This window comes from Pseudomonas sp. GW821-FHT07F01, assembly GCF_059418825.1.
In genome coordinates this window covers 32,366-48,365 of sequence record NZ_JBWKQO010000004.1, presented here as the reverse complement: position 1 = coordinate 48,365, position 16,000 = coordinate 32,366, and the positions used below count along the sequence as shown (strand labels likewise).

Annotated in this window: 12 protein-coding genes; 3 read left to right on the top strand and 9 right to left on the bottom strand. The window is 63.2% G+C overall.

Annotation, left to right across the window (positions count from 1 at the left end):
• Window positions 1-161: 161 nt before the first annotated feature.
• From AC07R1_RS14500 to bacA, 4 genes are all read right to left on the bottom strand, one after another.
• Window positions 162-2,237, bottom strand: coding sequence for a flotillin family protein (locus AC07R1_RS14500; RefSeq protein WP_011059462.1), 2,076 nt, complete (start codon window positions 2,235-2,237; stop codon window positions 162-164).
• Window positions 2,238-2,274: 37 nt separating this feature from the next.
• Window positions 2,275-2,916 (bottom strand): OB-fold-containig protein, encoded by a 642-nt coding sequence (locus AC07R1_RS14495; RefSeq protein ID WP_011059461.1) that lies wholly within the window; start codon window positions 2,914-2,916, stop codon window positions 2,275-2,277.
• Between the two features lie 66 nt (window positions 2,917-2,982).
• Window positions 2,983-3,678: a PspA/IM30 family protein gene (locus AC07R1_RS14490; RefSeq protein ID WP_015634287.1), complete on the bottom strand. Its 696-nt coding sequence runs from the start codon at window positions 3,676-3,678 to the stop codon at window positions 2,983-2,985.
• Window positions 3,679-3,693: 15 nt separating this feature from the next.
• On the bottom strand, window positions 3,694-4,314 hold the full coding sequence (gene bacA / locus AC07R1_RS14485; protein WP_011059459.1) for a biofilm formation regulator BacA: 621 nt from the start codon (window positions 4,312-4,314) through the stop codon (window positions 3,694-3,696).
• A 320-nt stretch (window positions 4,315-4,634) separates the two neighbouring features.
• On the opposite strand from bacA, the gene AC07R1_RS14480 reads away from it, so the two are divergent.
• Window positions 4,635-5,834 carry a CaiB/BaiF CoA transferase family protein gene (locus tag AC07R1_RS14480; protein ID WP_011059458.1) on the top strand — a complete coding sequence of 400 codons (1,200 nt, stop codon included), beginning with the start codon at window positions 4,635-4,637 and terminating at the stop codon, window positions 5,832-5,834.
• Between the two features lie 76 nt (window positions 5,835-5,910).
• Window positions 5,911-6,762: a TIGR02285 family protein gene (locus AC07R1_RS14475; RefSeq protein ID WP_015634285.1), complete on the top strand. Its 852-nt coding sequence runs from the start codon at window positions 5,911-5,913 to the stop codon at window positions 6,760-6,762.
• A 168-nt stretch (window positions 6,763-6,930) separates the two neighbouring features.
• Here the strand turns inward: AC07R1_RS14475 and AC07R1_RS14470 are convergent, their stop codons facing one another.
• On the bottom strand, window positions 6,931-7,218 hold the full coding sequence (locus AC07R1_RS14470; protein ID WP_011059456.1) for a DUF3509 domain-containing protein: 288 nt from the start codon (window positions 7,216-7,218) through the stop codon (window positions 6,931-6,933).
• A gap of 208 nt (window positions 7,219-7,426) precedes the next feature.
• On the opposite strand from AC07R1_RS14470, the gene AC07R1_RS14465 reads away from it, so the two are divergent.
• Window positions 7,427-8,089, top strand: a complete 663-nt coding sequence (locus AC07R1_RS14465; RefSeq protein WP_011059455.1) for a response regulator — start codon at window positions 7,427-7,429, stop codon at window positions 8,087-8,089.
• Here AC07R1_RS14465 and AC07R1_RS14460 read toward each other — a convergent pair.
• The 4 genes from AC07R1_RS14460 to AC07R1_RS14445 all read right to left on the bottom strand — a co-directional run bounded on the left by AC07R1_RS14460 (window position 8,086) and on the right by AC07R1_RS14445 (window position 15,960).
• Window positions 8,086-9,345: an EAL domain-containing response regulator gene (locus AC07R1_RS14460; protein ID WP_495110637.1), complete on the bottom strand. Its 1,260-nt coding sequence runs from the start codon at window positions 9,343-9,345 to the stop codon at window positions 8,086-8,088. The two genes, AC07R1_RS14465 and AC07R1_RS14460, sit on opposite strands and share 4 nt — an antisense overlap.
• A 90-nt stretch (window positions 9,346-9,435) precedes the next feature.
• On the bottom strand, window positions 9,436-13,038 hold the full coding sequence (locus AC07R1_RS14455) for an ATP-binding protein (RefSeq protein WP_495110636.1): 3,603 nt from the start codon (window positions 13,036-13,038) through the stop codon (window positions 9,436-9,438).
• A gap of 100 nt (window positions 13,039-13,138) precedes the next feature.
• Window positions 13,139-14,548: a threonine synthase gene (thrC, locus tag AC07R1_RS14450; protein ID WP_011059452.1), complete on the bottom strand. Its 1,410-nt coding sequence runs from the start codon at window positions 14,546-14,548 to the stop codon at window positions 13,139-13,141.
• A gap of 107 nt (window positions 14,549-14,655) precedes the next feature.
• Entirely contained in the window at window positions 14,656-15,960 is a 1,305-nt protein-coding gene (locus AC07R1_RS14445; protein ID WP_011059451.1) for a homoserine dehydrogenase, read from the bottom strand.
• Window positions 15,961-16,000: the final 40 nt, after the last annotated feature.

Sequence of the window (16,000 nt, the reverse complement as noted above, 5' to 3'; positions counted from 1 at the left end):
TCTACGGCGGTATGCAAAAAAGCGGACTCCTCAAACCTGGAGCCCAGCACCTGAAACCAGTCAGCTGAAACCCGCCGCCTGCCACCTGCCCTGCAGCCGTCGATAAAAACGGTGGCTACAGGATCAGGTGAGGGCTGGTGAATCAGCTGTGGTCAGGCATTTCAGGCTTCGGCAGACGGAGCGTCGGCCTTGCGCGTAACGGCAGCGGCGGCCAGCTCAGCGGCTACGGCCGGAGCGCCCTTGCCATTGAGCAGGCGTGCCAGCACGTCCTGGACCACCGGGCTCTTGCCCACCACGCCCTCGATGGCCTTGCCCACCGACAGCGACTTGGCGAAGGAATTGAAGAAGTCGCCTTCGCCGCCGACGATCTCGATCTTGGCCTTGCTGAGGGCAGCCGACAGCACTTCGGCCTGGTCCTTGGCGATTTCCTTGTTGGCGGCGATGGCAGCCATCGCTTCCTCGAAGTTCTTCTCCAGTTGCATGCGGAACTCTTCGTGGGACCGCGCGCTGTCGCTGAGGGAGTCCAGGGCACCGAACTTCTTGCCCAGGCCTTCGGCCTCGGCGTTCAGGCGCTGCAGCAGCACTTCGGCTTCGGCCGAACCCAGGTCCTTGGTGGCCTTGGCCTTGGCCGCGCCCAACTGTTCTTCGCCACGGGCCTGGGCACCGAGCTTCTCTTCCATGACCTTGGCTTCAGCGAGGCCGTCCTTCTCTTTGGCAGCCGCCTGGGCTTCCATGATGCGGGCGTCGGCCAGGCCTTTTTCCTGCTCGCCACGGGCTTCGGCAATCAGCTGCTCGGTGCGTACGCGAGCCTGGGCCAGGCCTTCTTTTTCCTGGGCCGCTGCGGTGATTTCCAGCACCCGGGCATCGGCCAGGCCAGGCGCGGCGCGCTCGGCTTCCAGGCCTTCGGCCAGGCGTTTCTTGGCTTCGGCCTGCTTGGCCGCGGCTTCCAGTTCGGCCTGGGCCAGGTTGTTGATTTCCACGGCCTTGTGCTTGGAACGGGTCTCGTCGGCTTCGGCCTGTTTGACCTGGCGCACCAGATCCTGCTCGGCTTCGGCCTGGGCCTGGATCACCACCACTTGCTTGGCGCGCTCGGCTTCGGAGACTTCGCGCACTTCCTTGATCCGCTCTTCCTCCTGGGCCACGGTCTTCTCCACCGCTACCCGCTCACGGATCACGGTGGCGATGTTCTTGCGCTGCTCTTCCAGAGCCTTTTCTTTCTCGATGCGTTGCAGTTCCACTTCACGCTCGCGGGCCACCACTTCCAGGTCCTTGGCGCGGGTGACTTTCTCGACTTCGATGACCACCGCACGCTGGCGGTTCTGCTGGGCCACTTCGACTTCGCGCTGATGGTTCTCGGTGCGCACGTCGATTTCCTGCTGGGACTGAATGCGTGCCTGTTCGGCCTTCAGGCGCTCTTCTTCCTTGACCTTGGCGGTCTCGGCTTCCTCGCGGGCACGGATGGTTTCGATCTCGCGCTTCTGCCGGGCTTCGGCATCGGCCTGCTGGCGTTCGAGGGACAGCGAGGCTTCGCGGGTCTCGACGTTCTTCTTCTGGATCGCCAGTTCCTGGTTGCGCTCCAGTTCGTTGGTGATGACGTTCTGCGCCGCGGTCAGCTCGGTGATCTTGCGGATACCCTCGGCGTCGAGAATGTTGCTCGGGTCCAGGGAGTGCTTGGCGGTCTGCTCCAGGTAGTCGATGGCCACGTCTTCCAGCACATAGCCGTTGAGGTCGTTGCCGATGATCTCGATGATGCGGTCGCGGAAGTCCTGGCGGTTCTCGAACAGCTGGACGAAATCGAACTGCTTGCCCACGGTCTTCAGCGCTTCGGAGAACTTGGCGTTGAACAGTTCGTTGACCGCGGCGCGGTCGGAGGCACGGTCGACACCGATGGCCTTGGCCACCTTGAGCACGTCTTCCTGGGTTTCATTGACCCGCAGGTAGAAGGCCACGGTGATGTCGGCGCGCATGTTGTCGCGGCAGATCAGCCCGTCCTTGGCCCGACGGTCGACTTCCAGGGTGATCAGCGAGATGCGCATGAACTCCTTGAGGTGGATCACCGGGTACACCAGGGCACCGGTGAAATGCACCTTGGGGGTCGAGGACATGTCGTTGACAATCAACGCCGTGCCTTGGGGAACCTTGATATAGAAGGCCTTGAACAGGGCCAACAGGCCGAAGACCACCAGGACGACGAGGCCGATCCCGAGCAGGATGGGCAGCAGCGACGGTAAATTCATGCAATCAATCTCCTTTGATTCTTGAGGGAGCCCGGGCTCAGAGGCCGCGAAACTCGTCCTCTGTAATGACCCGATAGGCGTGTTGCGCCTCCAGATACTCCAGTAACACGACGCGATCGCCGCGTTTGAAAGCTCGTGCCTCATCGGCACGCACACGCAGGATCAGGCCCGCGCCGCCGTCCTCGAGCACGGCTTCGCCATGTTCCAGGGTGACTCTGCCGCTGCGTACCACAGCCGTCTGCCCCAGCACCGACTTGCTGCTGGTGGCCTCCATCTTGAGAAACAGCGGGCGCAGCGGACGACAGATCGTCGCGCTGATGGGCGCTGCCAGGAACAGTGCGAGCACCGCCAGCAACAGGCCCAGGGGATAGCGCAGCCAACCCAGGGGCAGGTGGCTGAGCACGTAGAGTTCGGCGAAATAGGTCAGGAACCAGCTGAAGAACATCAGCAGGGTCAGCACCAGGGTGACCGGCACCCCGTTGAGTTTGAACTTGATCAGCAGCCCGGCCAGGCCTTCGCCGGCGTGGGCACTGTCGAGCAGCGAGTCGGCCTCGAAGTCCAGCAGGTCGACTTCAAGCATGCCCATGGCCACCACGGCCCAGTAGATCACGGCCAGGCAGAGCATGAAGCTGAACAGCACTGTGGGGAACGACAACACTGTCTGCAGGAAGATTTCCATTGCTTTCCTATCCCTGAAAAAGCCGGGCAAGGCCAGGCGGCCCCGCCCCTACAACACAACGGTTAATCAGGACTTGCTACGGTCCTTGAGGCGCGCCAGCACGCTGTCGGCGCTGGTGCTGCCGGCAACGATCCCGGCTTCACGCAACTTGGCATCCAGGGCATCGTCCGGGCTGCTGGTACTGGCCAGCTCGGCCGCGGCGTCCATCTTTGCCGCGCGCTCGGCCTGCTTCTGCTTGATCCGCTCCAGGGACTCCACGGCGGTGTGCAGCTTGCTCTGGGAGCCGCCGTAGCGCTGGGCCACGGCCTGCTGGGCCTTCTGCACGCTTTCGGTGGCCTTGACGGTATCCACCTGTTGTTTCAAATGCTTGATATTGCCCTCGGCCTGGGTCACGGCCTTGCGCAACTGCGCGACGCTGGCGGCAAAACCATCGGCCTGCTCACGCTCCACGGCCAGGTCATTTTCCAGGTTGGCGATCTTTTGCGCCACTTCCTGGGCAAGGGCTTCGTTGCCCGCTTCCAGGGCCTTGAGGGCGTAGCTTTCATACTCGGCGATCTTGGCCGCGCTGCCGTTGGCGCGCTCGGCGGCGAGTTTCTGCCGGGCCATGATCTCGGCCAGGGCTTCCTTGGACTTGCGCAGTTCCTGATCGGCGTCGCGGATCTCCTGATCGAGAATCCTCAGTGCCTGGCTGTCCACCAGGGCCTCGCCCGCCTCATTGGCACCACCGCGCAGCGCGGTGAGCAGCTTGCTCCATACGTTCATGTGCATTCCTCCAGGTCAGGCCTGAGCCTTCAGGTAGCCTTCGTAGGCCTCGGTTGCCCTGATCACGTTGCTGGCCAGGGTTTCGATCTCGTAGAGCACGTTGGAGAGAATCGAGGTTGCGCTCAGGGCGCCGTACATCATGTAGTGGCGCTCACCGCCAAAGCGGGTTTCCAGGCCGATGCTCGACAGCGGGAACAACTGGCGGCTGAGCAACACTTCCTCGTTGAACGCGGCCACATCGGTCACTTCGCTTTGCGGCCACAGCAGCGCCTCCACCAGGATCTGCTCGCCGGACAGGGCCACGAACAACGGCAGGTCGCCGTATTCGCGCATGGTCACGTGCAAGCTCGGCTCGGCACCCTCCAGCAGTTCAACGCTGGCTTCGCCACTGCTGAACAACTCGGTGGCTACCAGGGCCTGGCACAGCGATCGGGCATTCCAGATCTGCGGCATGCTCATTTCTCCATCCTTTTCCACAGGAGCCAGCCCTTCTGAGGGCTGACGCAGTTTGCGTTCAACCGCCAGCAACGCCTGGGCGTTCTCCGGCAGTATCCAGACTTCCTTTTTCACCAGGCCCTGATCACGCAGGCGCTGGCGGAATAAACGTTGGTAATGGGCTGAGGATTTGTTTTCCATGGCGCAGAGACTAGAACATCACATGTAAGGCTTTCAATTCATCACATGTAAAATTTACAGGCGACATTTGTAACAAGAAATATCAGGAGGATCGCTCGGCAAACAGCCGCAAGGCATCCATCGCTGCATAGACCCTTTTACAGCTTTCGCAACCGCTCTTTTTTCAAGCGGCGTCATTAAACCCTGCCGCCCAATGGAATGAGAAGCACAATAATCCTTGGCCCGAGCGGGAAATAATCGGCAAAGGCAGGCGTCAGGCGCTGCCTTAATGGCGACCAATGGTCTAGGCTAGGCGGATTTTCCTGCCCAGCGGATGCCCCATGACCAGCCTCAGCAAGCCCCTCGCCGGATTGAAAGTGATAGAACTCGGCACCCTGATCGCCGGCCCTTTCGCCTCGCGCATCTGCGCCGAGTTCGGTGCCGAGGTGATCAAGGTCGAGTCACCCGATGGCGGCGATCCGCTGCGCAAGTGGCGCAAGCTGTATGAAGGCACCTCGCTGTGGTGGTTCGTCCAGGCACGCAACAAGAAGTCCCTGACCCTGAACCTCAAGCACCCGGAAGGCCTGGCGGTGCTCAAGCAACTGCTGGGCGAAGCGGACATCCTGATCGAGAACTTTCGCCCCGGCGTGCTGGAAAAACTCGGCCTGGGCTGGGACGTGCTGCACGCCCTCAACCCCAAACTGGTGATGGTGCGGCTATCGGGCTTTGGCCAGACCGGGCCGATGAAGGACCAACCGGGCTTCGGCGCGGTGGGCGAATCCATGGGCGGCCTGCGCTACATCACCGGTTTCGAGGACCGCCCACCGGTGCGCACCGGAATTTCCATCGGCGACTCCATCGCTGCCCTGTGGGGGGTGATCGGCGCGCTGATGGCGCTGCGTCACCGCGAGGTCAACGGCGGCCAGGGGCAGGTGGTGGACGTGGCGCTGTACGAGGCGATCTTCGCCATGATGGAAAGCATGGTTCCGGAGTTCGATGTATTCGGTTTCATCCGCGAACGCAGTGGCAACATCATGCCCGGCATCACCCCTTCGTCGATCCACACCAGTGCCGACGGCAAGCACGTGCAGATCGGCGCCAACGGCGATGCGATCTTCAAGCGCTTCATGCTCCTGATCGGCCGTGAGGACCTGGCCAATGACCCGGCCCTGGCCAGCAACGACGGGCGCGACACCCGCCGCGACGAACTCTATGGGGTGATCGATCGCTGGGTGGCGTCCCTGCCCCTGGAGCAGGTGCTGGAGCAGTTGAACCAGGCCGAAGTCCCGGCGAGCCGGATCTTCAGCGCCGAGGACATGTTCCACGACCCGCAATTCCTCGCCCGGGAAATGTTCCTCCAGGCCAGGCTGCCGGACGGCAAGGCCTTCAAGATGCCCGGCATCGTGCCAAAGCTCTCGCAGACTCCGGGCTCGGCCGACTGGGTCGGCCCCGAGCTCGGCGAACACTCCAGCGAAGTTCTGGCCGGCCTGGGCTACAGCAGCGAGCAGATCCAGGACCTGCGCAACTCTGGGGCAATCTAAGCTGAAACAGCCGTCTCACACTGCCCCCCCGCAACGGGCCCAGCGACGCCCGAGGCCAGGCCTTGGCCGGTTGACGATGGCGCTCGCGACCTGCCTGCTGTGGCTGCCCTGCGCCCCCGGCCACGCCGGCGAAATGCTCACCTGGCTGCTGCGCGACCTGCCGCCGCTGAATATTTTCGAGGGCCAGCAAAAAGGTCGAGGAGTGGTCGACCTGCTGATGCCGCAATTGATTGCCAGCCTGCCGGAGTACCAGCACGAACTGGTACGGGTCAATCGCGCCCGGGGCATGCAGATGTTGCGCGACCCCAGCTTCACCTGTGATCCGGCGCTGATCTGGAACAAGGAGCGTGCGCAATGGGTGGCCTTTTCCATCACCAGCTTTCGAGTGCTGAGCAATGGCCTGGCGATCCGCCGTGCCGACCGTGAACAGATCGCGCACTTCATCCATGACGGCAAGGTCGACCTGCATGGCCTGCTCGACAGCGGCAAGGAACTGATCGGGGTGGTGGCCGAGCGCAGCTACGGGCAACAGCTCGACAACCTGCTGCAGCAGGTTGCTCCGCAGCAGATCCGCGCCCACTACGGCAACGACGCCCTGGGCAGCCTGCTGCAGATGCAGCGCCTGGGGCGCCTGCAACTGCTGTTGGGCTACTGGCCGGAAATCCGCTACCAGGCCGTGCAGCAGGGCATGGACCCGCAGGATCTGGAGTTCTACCCGGTCGAAGGCACCAGCAAGTATCAGGAAATCCACGTCGGCTGCTCCGATACCCCGCAGGGCCGCAAAGCCATCACCCGGATCAACCAGGCCCTGCTCAAGCTGCGCGAGGAGCGACTGGTGGAGTTGTATGCCGCCTGGCTGGACCCCGGAATGCGCGATGAATACCGCGCCGATGCCCGGGCCTACTTCCAGGACTTGAAGGACCACTGACAAACGCCGGGCAAAAAGAAACCCCGAGAAGTGGGGAGACGACTCGGGGTTAAACGTGGTCTTTGCAGACCCGTACCAGCAGGCCACAAGCACCGGAGCACAATGCCTGATCCTGCTGATACTGAGTCTGACTGACGGGCCTGGCGGAAGGTTCCGTAAAATTTCAGATCAATTGCGCCGGGCGAACGCCTTGTCTTCGGCGGCATGGCGCAGGGCGGCGATCACGCAGGGTTCGAGCCGGCCTTCGGCGATCAGCACATCACGGTGCAGGCCGTCCACCACATCAGTGAGCAGGCGCTTGTCAGTGAGCTGGGCCCGATTGACCTCACGCTCCACCACGATGGCGCCGGCAGCATTCTTCAAGGTCACCAGGCATTCGCCCCGAGCCCCGCAAGGCGTCAGAGCAACCTGGTAAGGGCTCAGGGCCTCACTCAATAAAAGACTGATACTTTCCATCTAGATCACCACTCAATAGCTCGAATTAAAGGTTCGAAAACAAAAATGCCGGTAGCTTTCTGACATTCAAGTGACCATCGCTCAGAGAAGAAAGTTCGCCACACCTACTGCTGCCGACCTGAGTCAATCGAGCATGCACGGGTAATATGACAGCTGAAAAACGGCCGACCAGGCGCAAACAACGCCGCCTTTGCATTGGAGCTCAGCTTTGAAAGCAACGACGAACAACAAATTGCGCATCATCCTTGCCGACGACCACCCGATCTTCCTCATTGGCCTGCGCGCCGTCCTGGAACAGGACGACAGCCTGGCCATCGTCGGCGAGGCCAGCTCGCCCTCCGCCCTGGCGCAACTGATGCAGGAGATCGAATGCGATGTGCTGGTGACGGATTTCATGATGCCAGCCGAACAGCAGAACGACGGCCTGCGCCTGATCGAACAGCTGCGCCGCCGCCACCCCGACCTGCCCATCGTGGTGGTGACCATGCTCAACCACCCCGGACTGTTCCGCTCGATCCTCGATCTGGGAGTAACGGGCCTGCTGAGCAAGGCCAGCCTGGCGGACGAGCTGCCGACCGCCATCGCCCGGGCGCGGCAACACAAGCCCTACATCGCCCAGGCCATCAAGCAGGCCCTGAGCCTGGCCGGCGAAGTGGGGCCGGACCGCCTGGTTTCCAGCGATCAGTTGTCGCCGCGGGAGCTGGAAGTGATCCGCCTGTTGGCCGCTGGCCATGCGGTCGGGGAAATTGCCGCGCAACTCAACCGCAGCAAGCAGACCGTCAGTGCGCAGAAGGTCAGTGCCATGCGCAAGCTCGGCCTGTCCAGCGAAGCCGCGCTGTACATCTACGTGCAGGAGCACGGGCTGTCCTAGGCACACAGGCCCTCAGCGCCAGCCCCCTCAGCACCCCGGTCCAGCGCCTGCGCCAGCCACTGGCGCATCTGGGCAGCGCTCATCGGCCCGGCCAGGAAGCAGCCCTGCAGATGGGCCGCCCCCAGGGCCTTGGCCGCCTTATAGTCGGCCTCGCTCTCGATTCCGGCCACCACCACTCCCAGGGACATGCGCCGGGCCATGTTCATCGCCCCACCGACCAGGGCCACCTTGCGTTCGTCGGCCGCCATGCCCACCACGAACACCGGGGGAATCTTCAACTCGGTAAAGGGCAGTTCCAGCAGGCGCTGCAGGCTGGTGCCGCCGATGCCGAAGTCGCCGATGGACAATTTGCAGCCGATCATCCGCAGGCGCAGCAGCGCCTCCACATGGGCGGTATCGGTCTGTAGCCGGGTGGTGTCGATGATTTCCAGGGTCAGCAGCCGGGCGGGCACTTCGAAACGCCTGAGCAAGGCCTCCAGCTGACGGGGAAACAGCGGCCGTTCAAGGATGCCGATGGGAATGTTCACTGCCACCGGCAACGAATGGCCCATCACCAGCTTCACCCCGGCCGCCAGCTCCAGGGCCTGTTCCAGCATGTGCCAGGTAAAGATCTCCTGCAGGCCGGCGAACTCGATCAATGGCAGAAACTCCCCGGGCATCAGCAGCCCGCGCTCGGGGTGCTGCCAGCGGGCCAGGGCCTCGACCCCCTGGAGCTCGCCGTGGGGCTGGATGACCGGCTGGAAATGCGCCACGCCGTGGCCCAGGATCGCCGCCAGCCCTTCCTCCTGGGTGACGCTGTCGAGGGAAAACGGCTCCAGCCCGAGCAAGTCCCGCAGCAACGCCTGGTCCGGCGCCGGCGCCCCCTGCCTGGAGTGCTGCTGGTAGGCCGTGAGCAAGTCGCCGATCACCGCCACCGAGGCCGGCTTGGGCAGGCAGCCCAGCACTTTCAGGCCCAGCTCCCGGGCCATGCCGGCCGCCCCCTCCAGCACATCCTCTTCAGCATCGCTGAGGATGATCAGCGCCCGGGCCCGCTCCTGGCGGGCCAGGTCACGGATCAACTCCAGCCCGTCGGCCTGCTCCAGGTACAGGTCGCAGATGGCGATATCCACCGGCCCCTTGCTGTCCAGCGAACGCCGCGCGGCCTCGACACTCTCGGCGGTCAGCACATTGAACACGCCATTGGCGTTGAGCATCTGGTGCAGGGCCATCAATTGGAACGAGTTATCTTCGAGAATCAGCACTTTAAGCGAATGCATGGGGCAACCTCCGGTACGACGTGCGTGGCAAGTATCCACAACGAGCCGGCAGGTTAATAAGACAATTCCTACGCACACATAGGACAAGTCTTAATCATCCAGGACAGCCTGGATATCACTGCGCAAGCTGGCGATGACCTCCAGCAACAATGGCCAATGACGATCGATGGCCTCGTCCTGCCGCCCCTTGACCAGCCCCTCGAGCTCGATACAGGCCCTGGCCAGGGGCAGGGCATCGATCAGGCAGCACACGCCCTTGAGCCGATGCAGGGTACCCCCTAGGCGTTCCCGGTCGCGGGCCTGGTGCGCCGCTTCCAGCGCCTGCTGCTCCTCGGCGAGGTTGCGCAACAACTCGTGCAGCATGCGTTGCAGCACCTGGTCGTCGGCCTGGGTCATGCTGCGCAAGGTCTGGATGTTGAAGGATGGCGGCGGCAGGAAGCGCGCCAGGGCCTGGGCCAACTGATCCAGGGTTACCGGCTTGACCAGCAGTTGATCCATTCCGGCCTCCTCGCAGCGCTCGCGTTCGTCTTCAAAGGCATTGGCGGTGCAGCCGATCACCGGACAACGCCCGCGCCCTTCCTGTGCCTCGGCCTGGCGTATCGCCTCGGCCAGGGCGTAGCCGCTCATGTCCGGCATGTTGCAGTCAGTCATCACCACGTCGAAGGTGCCGCTACGCCATTGCTGCAACGCCTCCCGGGCATTGTCACAGGCCACCACCCGGTGCCCGAGGAACATCAGTTGCTGGCACAGGACCATGCGGTTGGCGCTCAAGTCATCCACCACCAGCACCTCCATGCTCCGGCTCGGCGGACGTTCCTGCGTCGACGCCGGCCCAGACTCGAAATCGTCACTGACCCGCTCCAGGTACAACTCCAGCGACACCACGGTACCGACCCCGGGCTCGCTGAGCAGGTGAATCCGCCCGCCCATCAGTTCCACCAGTTGCCGGCAGATACTCAACCCCAGCCCGGTGCCGCCGTAGGCTGACGAGGTCATGGCATCGGCCTGGACAAAGGGCGTGAACAGCTTGGCCTGCTGCTCGGCGCTGATACCGCGGCCGGTGTCCGCAACACTGATGCGCAGGCACTCAAGGCCGGACTCGTCAGGCTGGCACTCTACCGTCATCCGCACCTCGCCCTGGGCGGTGAATTTCAGCGCGTTGCTCAACAGGTTGTGCACTACCTGGCGCAGGCGCGCCGGGTCGAACAGATAACGGCCCTTGGCCCGCTCACTGAACACCAGCTGCAACTGCACGCCCTGGTTGCGCGCCGTGACCTCGAACAACTGCCGGATACTCTCGAAAAACGGCTTGAGGGCGGTGACCTGGGGCACCAGGTGCATATACCCGGCCTCGATCTTGGCCAGGTCCAGGCTATCGCCCATCAGGCCGATCAATTCCTGGGCAGACTGGTAAGCCACCCGCAGGGCTTCGGAAAAGGGCACGCCGCGCAGCCGCGCCTGCTCTTTCTCCAGTTCCAGCAGGCCAAGGATGGCGGTCATCGGTGTGCGGATCTCGTGGCTCATGGTGGACAGGAAAGCCGTCTTCGCCGCGTTGGCCTGATCGGCCGCCTGGCGCGCCTCCACCAGTTGGTTCTCCAGGCGCTTGCGCTCGGTGATGTCGATCCAGCCGCCCAGCAAGCCCTGCAACTGCCCTTCTGCACTGTAGAAGGGCACCGCCCACTGATAGACATCGATAGGGCCATCCCTGGACTCCACCTGTCGGTCGGCGAACACCGACTTACCGGAGGCCAGCAACTGCATGAACTCACCATGCAACTGCTGGGCGGTGGCCGGCGGCAGGATGTCCAGTTCGGTCAGTTGCCGCCCCTGGATCTGCGCCAGGCTGGTACCCAATTGCTGTTCATAACTCTTGTTGCAGGTGATCAAACGCCCCTGCAGGTCGCGCACGAAAATCGGGTTGGGAATACCGTCGAGCAAGGCCCGCTTGAACACCAGTTGATCATTGAGCCGCTGTTCGGCCAGCAATCGCTGCTGGATCTGGCGCTTGAGTCGACTGTTCCAGGCCAGGGAAATCAGGCCGAACAGCAGCGCTGTGGCAATCGCCCAATACACCCAGTTCGGCACGCGCTGCCAGGCAGGCACCGGCACTGGCGTAGCCCCCAGCCATTTCAGGCGCAGAGCGCTGAGCTCCGCTACCGGCAAGGCTTCCAGTGCCTTGTTGAGAATGCTCAACAGCTCGGGCTGGTCCTTGCGCACGGAAAATTCGTCGGCCGACCAGGTGCCCTCGACACTGCGCCCTACCATCACCCCGGTCTCGGCCGGCCCCAGGGCTTGCACCTCGCTCTGGATAGTCGCCATGGCCTCGCCATTGCTGACCAGGGCCCGGGCCTCTTCATAGCTGGCAACGCTGCGCAGGCGAATGTCCGGGTAGTTGCGCCGGATAAAGCTCTCCAGGGTGTGCCGGGCCGGAAGCACCAGCACCTCCCCCGCCATCTGCTTCAGGCTGCTCAGGCGCCGGTCCTCGGGACGCACCACGAACACCCAGGCCGCGCCGCCGAAGGCATGGGAGAAGTTCAGGAACAACCGCCGGTCGTCGCTGGCCGTGAGGGTGGTGTTCATCTGCGCCTGCCCGCTTTCCAGCAGTTCCAGAGTCTGGGCAGTAGTCTGGCTTTCCTTCTGCACGAAATGCAGACCGGTCATGCGCGAGATACGGTTGAGCAGGTCGATATTGAGGCCGGTCCACTGGCCTTCCTTGTCCTTGAACACATGGGGCGGGTATTGCTGGGAGGCCACCACCACATGCTGGTGCTGGAGGATCCAGGCCTGTTCCTGGGCGCTGAGCTCGATCGGCTCGGCGAAGTTGCTCGCCCCAAGGCCAGTGGTCCAGCGTGCCTGGATTTCCCGGCGTATGGATTCATCGATGCTTTGCAGGGCCTTTTCCAGCAACTGCGCCAGCAGCACATTGCTGTCGCGGGTGGCGAAGGCAAAGCCGGTGGGCGGCAGGCGGCTCTCCACGTGGATCTGCAACCCCAGGTAGGGACGCAGGGCCTTGTAGGCGCGAACGATCACCTCGTTGCCGATGAAGGCGTCGGCATCCCCCTGCTTCACCGCTTCCAGGCCGCTGTAGAGGTTCGGTGAAAGCATGATCTGGCTGTCGGGATAGGCCGCATGGACCTGGGCGGCATTGGCGTAGCCGTCCAGCAGCACCACCTTCTTGCCCGCCAGGTCGTCACTGGGCTGCGGCTCGTCCCGACGCACCACGACCACCGCCAGGTCCGGCATGTAGTCACTGGTAAAACGCAGCCCCGGCGCCCCGCGCTCATAGCCGTTGGCACTGGTCAGCACATCGATGGCGCCGTTGCGCAGCGCTTCCACCGCCTGCTCGCGCTCGGAAAAGCCCACGACCTCCATGGACGTCCCCAGGCGCTCGCCCACCAGGCTCAGGTAATCGGCGCTGATGCCCTGGTAACGGTTACGGTCGCGAGTGATGTCGATGGGCTGGTAGTCATCGATGGAAATCCCCACCCTTAGGGTCCGGTGGCTTTTCAGCCATCGCTGCTCGGCGGGAGCCAGGGGCAAGGGGTCGAGATCGACAAAGGCCGGCACCAACTTGAAAGACAGGTTCTGAGCGGCGTAGGCAGGTGCCGCCCAAGCGAATATTGCACAGACCAGCACAGGCCCGCACAGCCAGCGCTGGACGGGCAGTTTCCGATAGGTTCGACGGCGAATCATCCGGGCCTCCCGACGTCTTGCGAGCCACACTCATGCCACTGGGGCAAGAAAAAACAAAGCCCGTCAGAAGACGGGCTTGTTAGTCGGCGAAGCCAATGAATCAGAGCGGCTTGCCACGATTGCCGTGCTGGCTGACAAAAGCCTGCACCGCTTTCAGGTCGTTGGCCAGGACCGTGCAGCGCTCTTCACGCTGGAACAGGTCGGACAGGTGCGCCGGCAGCTCCAGAGCCTTGCCGACACCGGCCTTTTCCACCGCATCCGGGAACTTGACCGGGTGCGCGGTGCCCAGGACCACCATGGGTGTATCCAGGCTGCGCCGGCATTCACGGGCGGCCTTGACCCCGATCGCGGTGTGCGGGTCCAGCACTTCGCCGGTCTGGGCGAAGACTTCGGCGATGGTTTCGCAGGTCTGCTCGTCGTTCACCGCCAGGGAGTCGAACAGCTTGCGCGCTTCGGTCCAGCGATCCTGTTCGACGCTGAAACCGCCGCCCTGCTTGAAGCTGTCCATCAAGGCCGCCAGGGCCGCGCCGTTGCGACCGTGCAAGTCGAACAGCAGACGCTCGAAGTTCGACGAGACCATGATGTCCATGGACGGCGACAGGGTCGCGTGCAGGGTTTCCTTGACGTACTGATTGCCGCTCATGAAGCGGTGCAGGATGTCGTTGCGGTTGGTGGCGACGATCAGCTGGCTGATCGGCAGGCCCATGTTGCGCGCCAGGTAGCCGGCGAAGATGTCGCCGAAGTTGCCGGTGGGCACCGAGAACGCGATGGAACGTGCCGGGCCGCCCAACTGCAGGGCCGCGTGGAAGTAGTAGACGATCTGGGCCATGATCCGCGCCCAGTTGATCGAGTTCACCGCCACCAGGCGAGTGCCCTTGAGGAAGCCCTGGTCGGCGAAGCTGGCCTTGACCATTTCCTGGCAGTCGTCGAAGTTGCCTTCGATGGCGATGTTGTGGATGTTCTCGCCGAGGATGGTGGTCATCTGCCGGCGCTGCACTTCCGATACACGGTTGTGCGGATGCAGGATGAAGATGTCGACGTTGTCGCACCGCTTGCAGCCTTCGATGGCCGCCGAGCCGGTGTCACCGGAGGTGGCACCGATGATCACCACGCGCTCGCCGCGCTTCTCCAGCACGTAGTCCAGCAGGCGACCCAGCAGCTGCAGGGCGAAGTCCTTGAATGCCAGGGTCGGGCCATGGAACAGCTCCAGCACCCACTCGTTGCCGTTGAGCTGGCGCAGCGGCGCAATGGCGTTGTGGGAGAAGGCGCCGTAGGTTTCTTCAAGGATCTTCTTGAAATCGGCGTCCGGAATGCTGCCGGTGACGAACGGGCGCATGACCCGGAACGCCAGCTCGTGATACGGCAGGCCAGCCCAGGAAGCGATTTCTTCCTGAGTGAAACGCGGCAGGTTCTCTGGCACATAGAGACCGCCGTCGCTGGCCAGACCTGCCAGCAGCACATCTTCGAAATTCAGGGCCGGTGCCTGGCCACGAGTACTGATATAGCGCATGGGGACAAACCTTCGGTTTGAGCCTCAAGCCGCAAGCTTCAAGCCTCAAGTCAAAGCCGATCAGCTTCTGACTTGGCGCTTGCCGCTTGCCACTTGCGGCTGCTTCATTAATTCAAATGTTCGACGCGGATACGCACCACCGGGCCAACGACGCCCTGCAGGGCCTCCAGGGCGGTGATCGCATCGTTGATGTGCTGCTCCAGAACACGGTGGGTCAGCAGGATCATCGGCACCAGGCCGTCCTGCTCTTCCACTTCCTTCTGCATGATCGATTCGATGTTGATGCCGCGCTCCGAGAGGATGCTCGCCACCTGGGCCAGTACGCCCGGGTGATCCTTGGCCTGGATGCGCAGGTAGTAGGCGCTCTCGCAGGACTCGATCGGCAGGATCGGATGATCCGACAGCGAGTCAGGCTGGAACGCCAGGTGCGGCACGCGGTTTTCCGGGTCGCTGGTCATGGCGCGAACCACGTCCACCAGGTCGGCCACCACCGAGGAAGCGGTCGGCTCCATGCCCGCGCCGGCGCCGTAGAACAGGGTCGAACCGGCGGCATCGCCATTGACCATGACCGCGTTCATCACACCGTTGACGTTGGCGATCAGGCGATCGGCCGGAATCAGGGTCGGGTGCACCCGCAGCTCGATACCGGCCTCGGTGCGGCGCGCCACACCCAGGTGCTTGATGCGGTAGCCCAGGGCCTCGGCGTAGTTCACGTCGGCGGTGGTGAGCTTGGTGATGCCTTCGGTGTAGGCCTTGTCGAACTGCAGCGGGATACCAAAGGCGATGGAGGCCAGGATGGTCAGCTTGTGCGCGGCATCGATGCCTTCGACGTCGAAGGTCGGGTCGGCTTCGGCGTAGCCCAGGGCCTGGGCTTCGGCCAGCACGTCTTCAAAGGTGCGGCCCTTCTCGCGCATTTCCGAGAGGATGAAGTTACCGGTGCCGTTGATGATCCCCGCCAGCCAGTTGATACGGTTGGCCGACAGGCCTTCGCGGATCGCCTTGATCACCGGGATGCCACCGGCCACGGCGGCTTCGAAGGCCACGATCACGCCCTTCTCCTGGGCCTTGGCGAAGATCTCGTTGCCGTGCACGGCGATCAGCGCCTTGTTCGCGGTGACCACGTGCTTGCCGTTCTCGATGGCCTTGAGCACCAGGTCACGGGCCACGGTGTAGCCGCCCACCAGCTCGATGACGATATCGATTTCAGGGTTGGTGGCCACGGCGAAGACATCGTTGGTAATCGCAATACCGGTCGTTTGGAACTGCGGCTTTGGCGTACGGGTAGCAATCTGCGCTACTTCGATTCCACGCCCGGCACGGCGGGCAATCTCCTCGGCGTTGCGCTGAAGTACGTTTAGGGTACCGCCACCGACAGTACCCAGCCCACAGATGCCTACTTTGACCGGATTCACTCTGAACTCCCCATAAAACGGCCGACTCTAGGCCGGCCGT

Coding starts and splice junctions, on each gene's coding strand:
- AC07R1_RS14475 (WP_015634285.1), top strand. CDS start 5,911: ATGGCGCTCGCGACCTGCCTGCTGTGGCTGCCCTGCGCCCCCGGCCAC.
- AC07R1_RS14500 (WP_011059462.1), bottom strand. CDS start 2,237: ATGAATTTACCGTCGCTGCTGCCCATCCTGCTCGGGATCGGCCTCGTC.
- AC07R1_RS14460 (WP_495110637.1), bottom strand. CDS start 9,345: ATGCATTCGCTTAAAGTGCTGATTCTCGAAGATAACTCGTTCCAATTG.
- bacA (WP_011059459.1), bottom strand. CDS start 4,314: ATGGAAAACAAATCCTCAGCCCATTACCAACGTTTATTCCGCCAGCGC.
- AC07R1_RS14495 (WP_011059461.1), bottom strand. CDS start 2,916: ATGGAAATCTTCCTGCAGACAGTGTTGTCGTTCCCCACAGTGCTGTTC.
- AC07R1_RS14455 (WP_495110636.1), bottom strand. CDS start 13,038: ATGATTCGCCGTCGAACCTATCGGAAACTGCCCGTCCAGCGCTGGCTG.
- thrC (WP_011059452.1), bottom strand. CDS start 14,548: ATGCGCTATATCAGTACTCGTGGCCAGGCACCGGCCCTGAATTTCGAA.
- AC07R1_RS14490 (WP_015634287.1), bottom strand. CDS start 3,678: ATGAACGTATGGAGCAAGCTGCTCACCGCGCTGCGCGGTGGTGCCAAT.
- AC07R1_RS14470 (WP_011059456.1), bottom strand. CDS start 7,218: ATGGAAAGTATCAGTCTTTTATTGAGTGAGGCCCTGAGCCCTTACCAG.
- AC07R1_RS14480 (WP_011059458.1), top strand. CDS start 4,635: ATGACCAGCCTCAGCAAGCCCCTCGCCGGATTGAAAGTGATAGAACTC.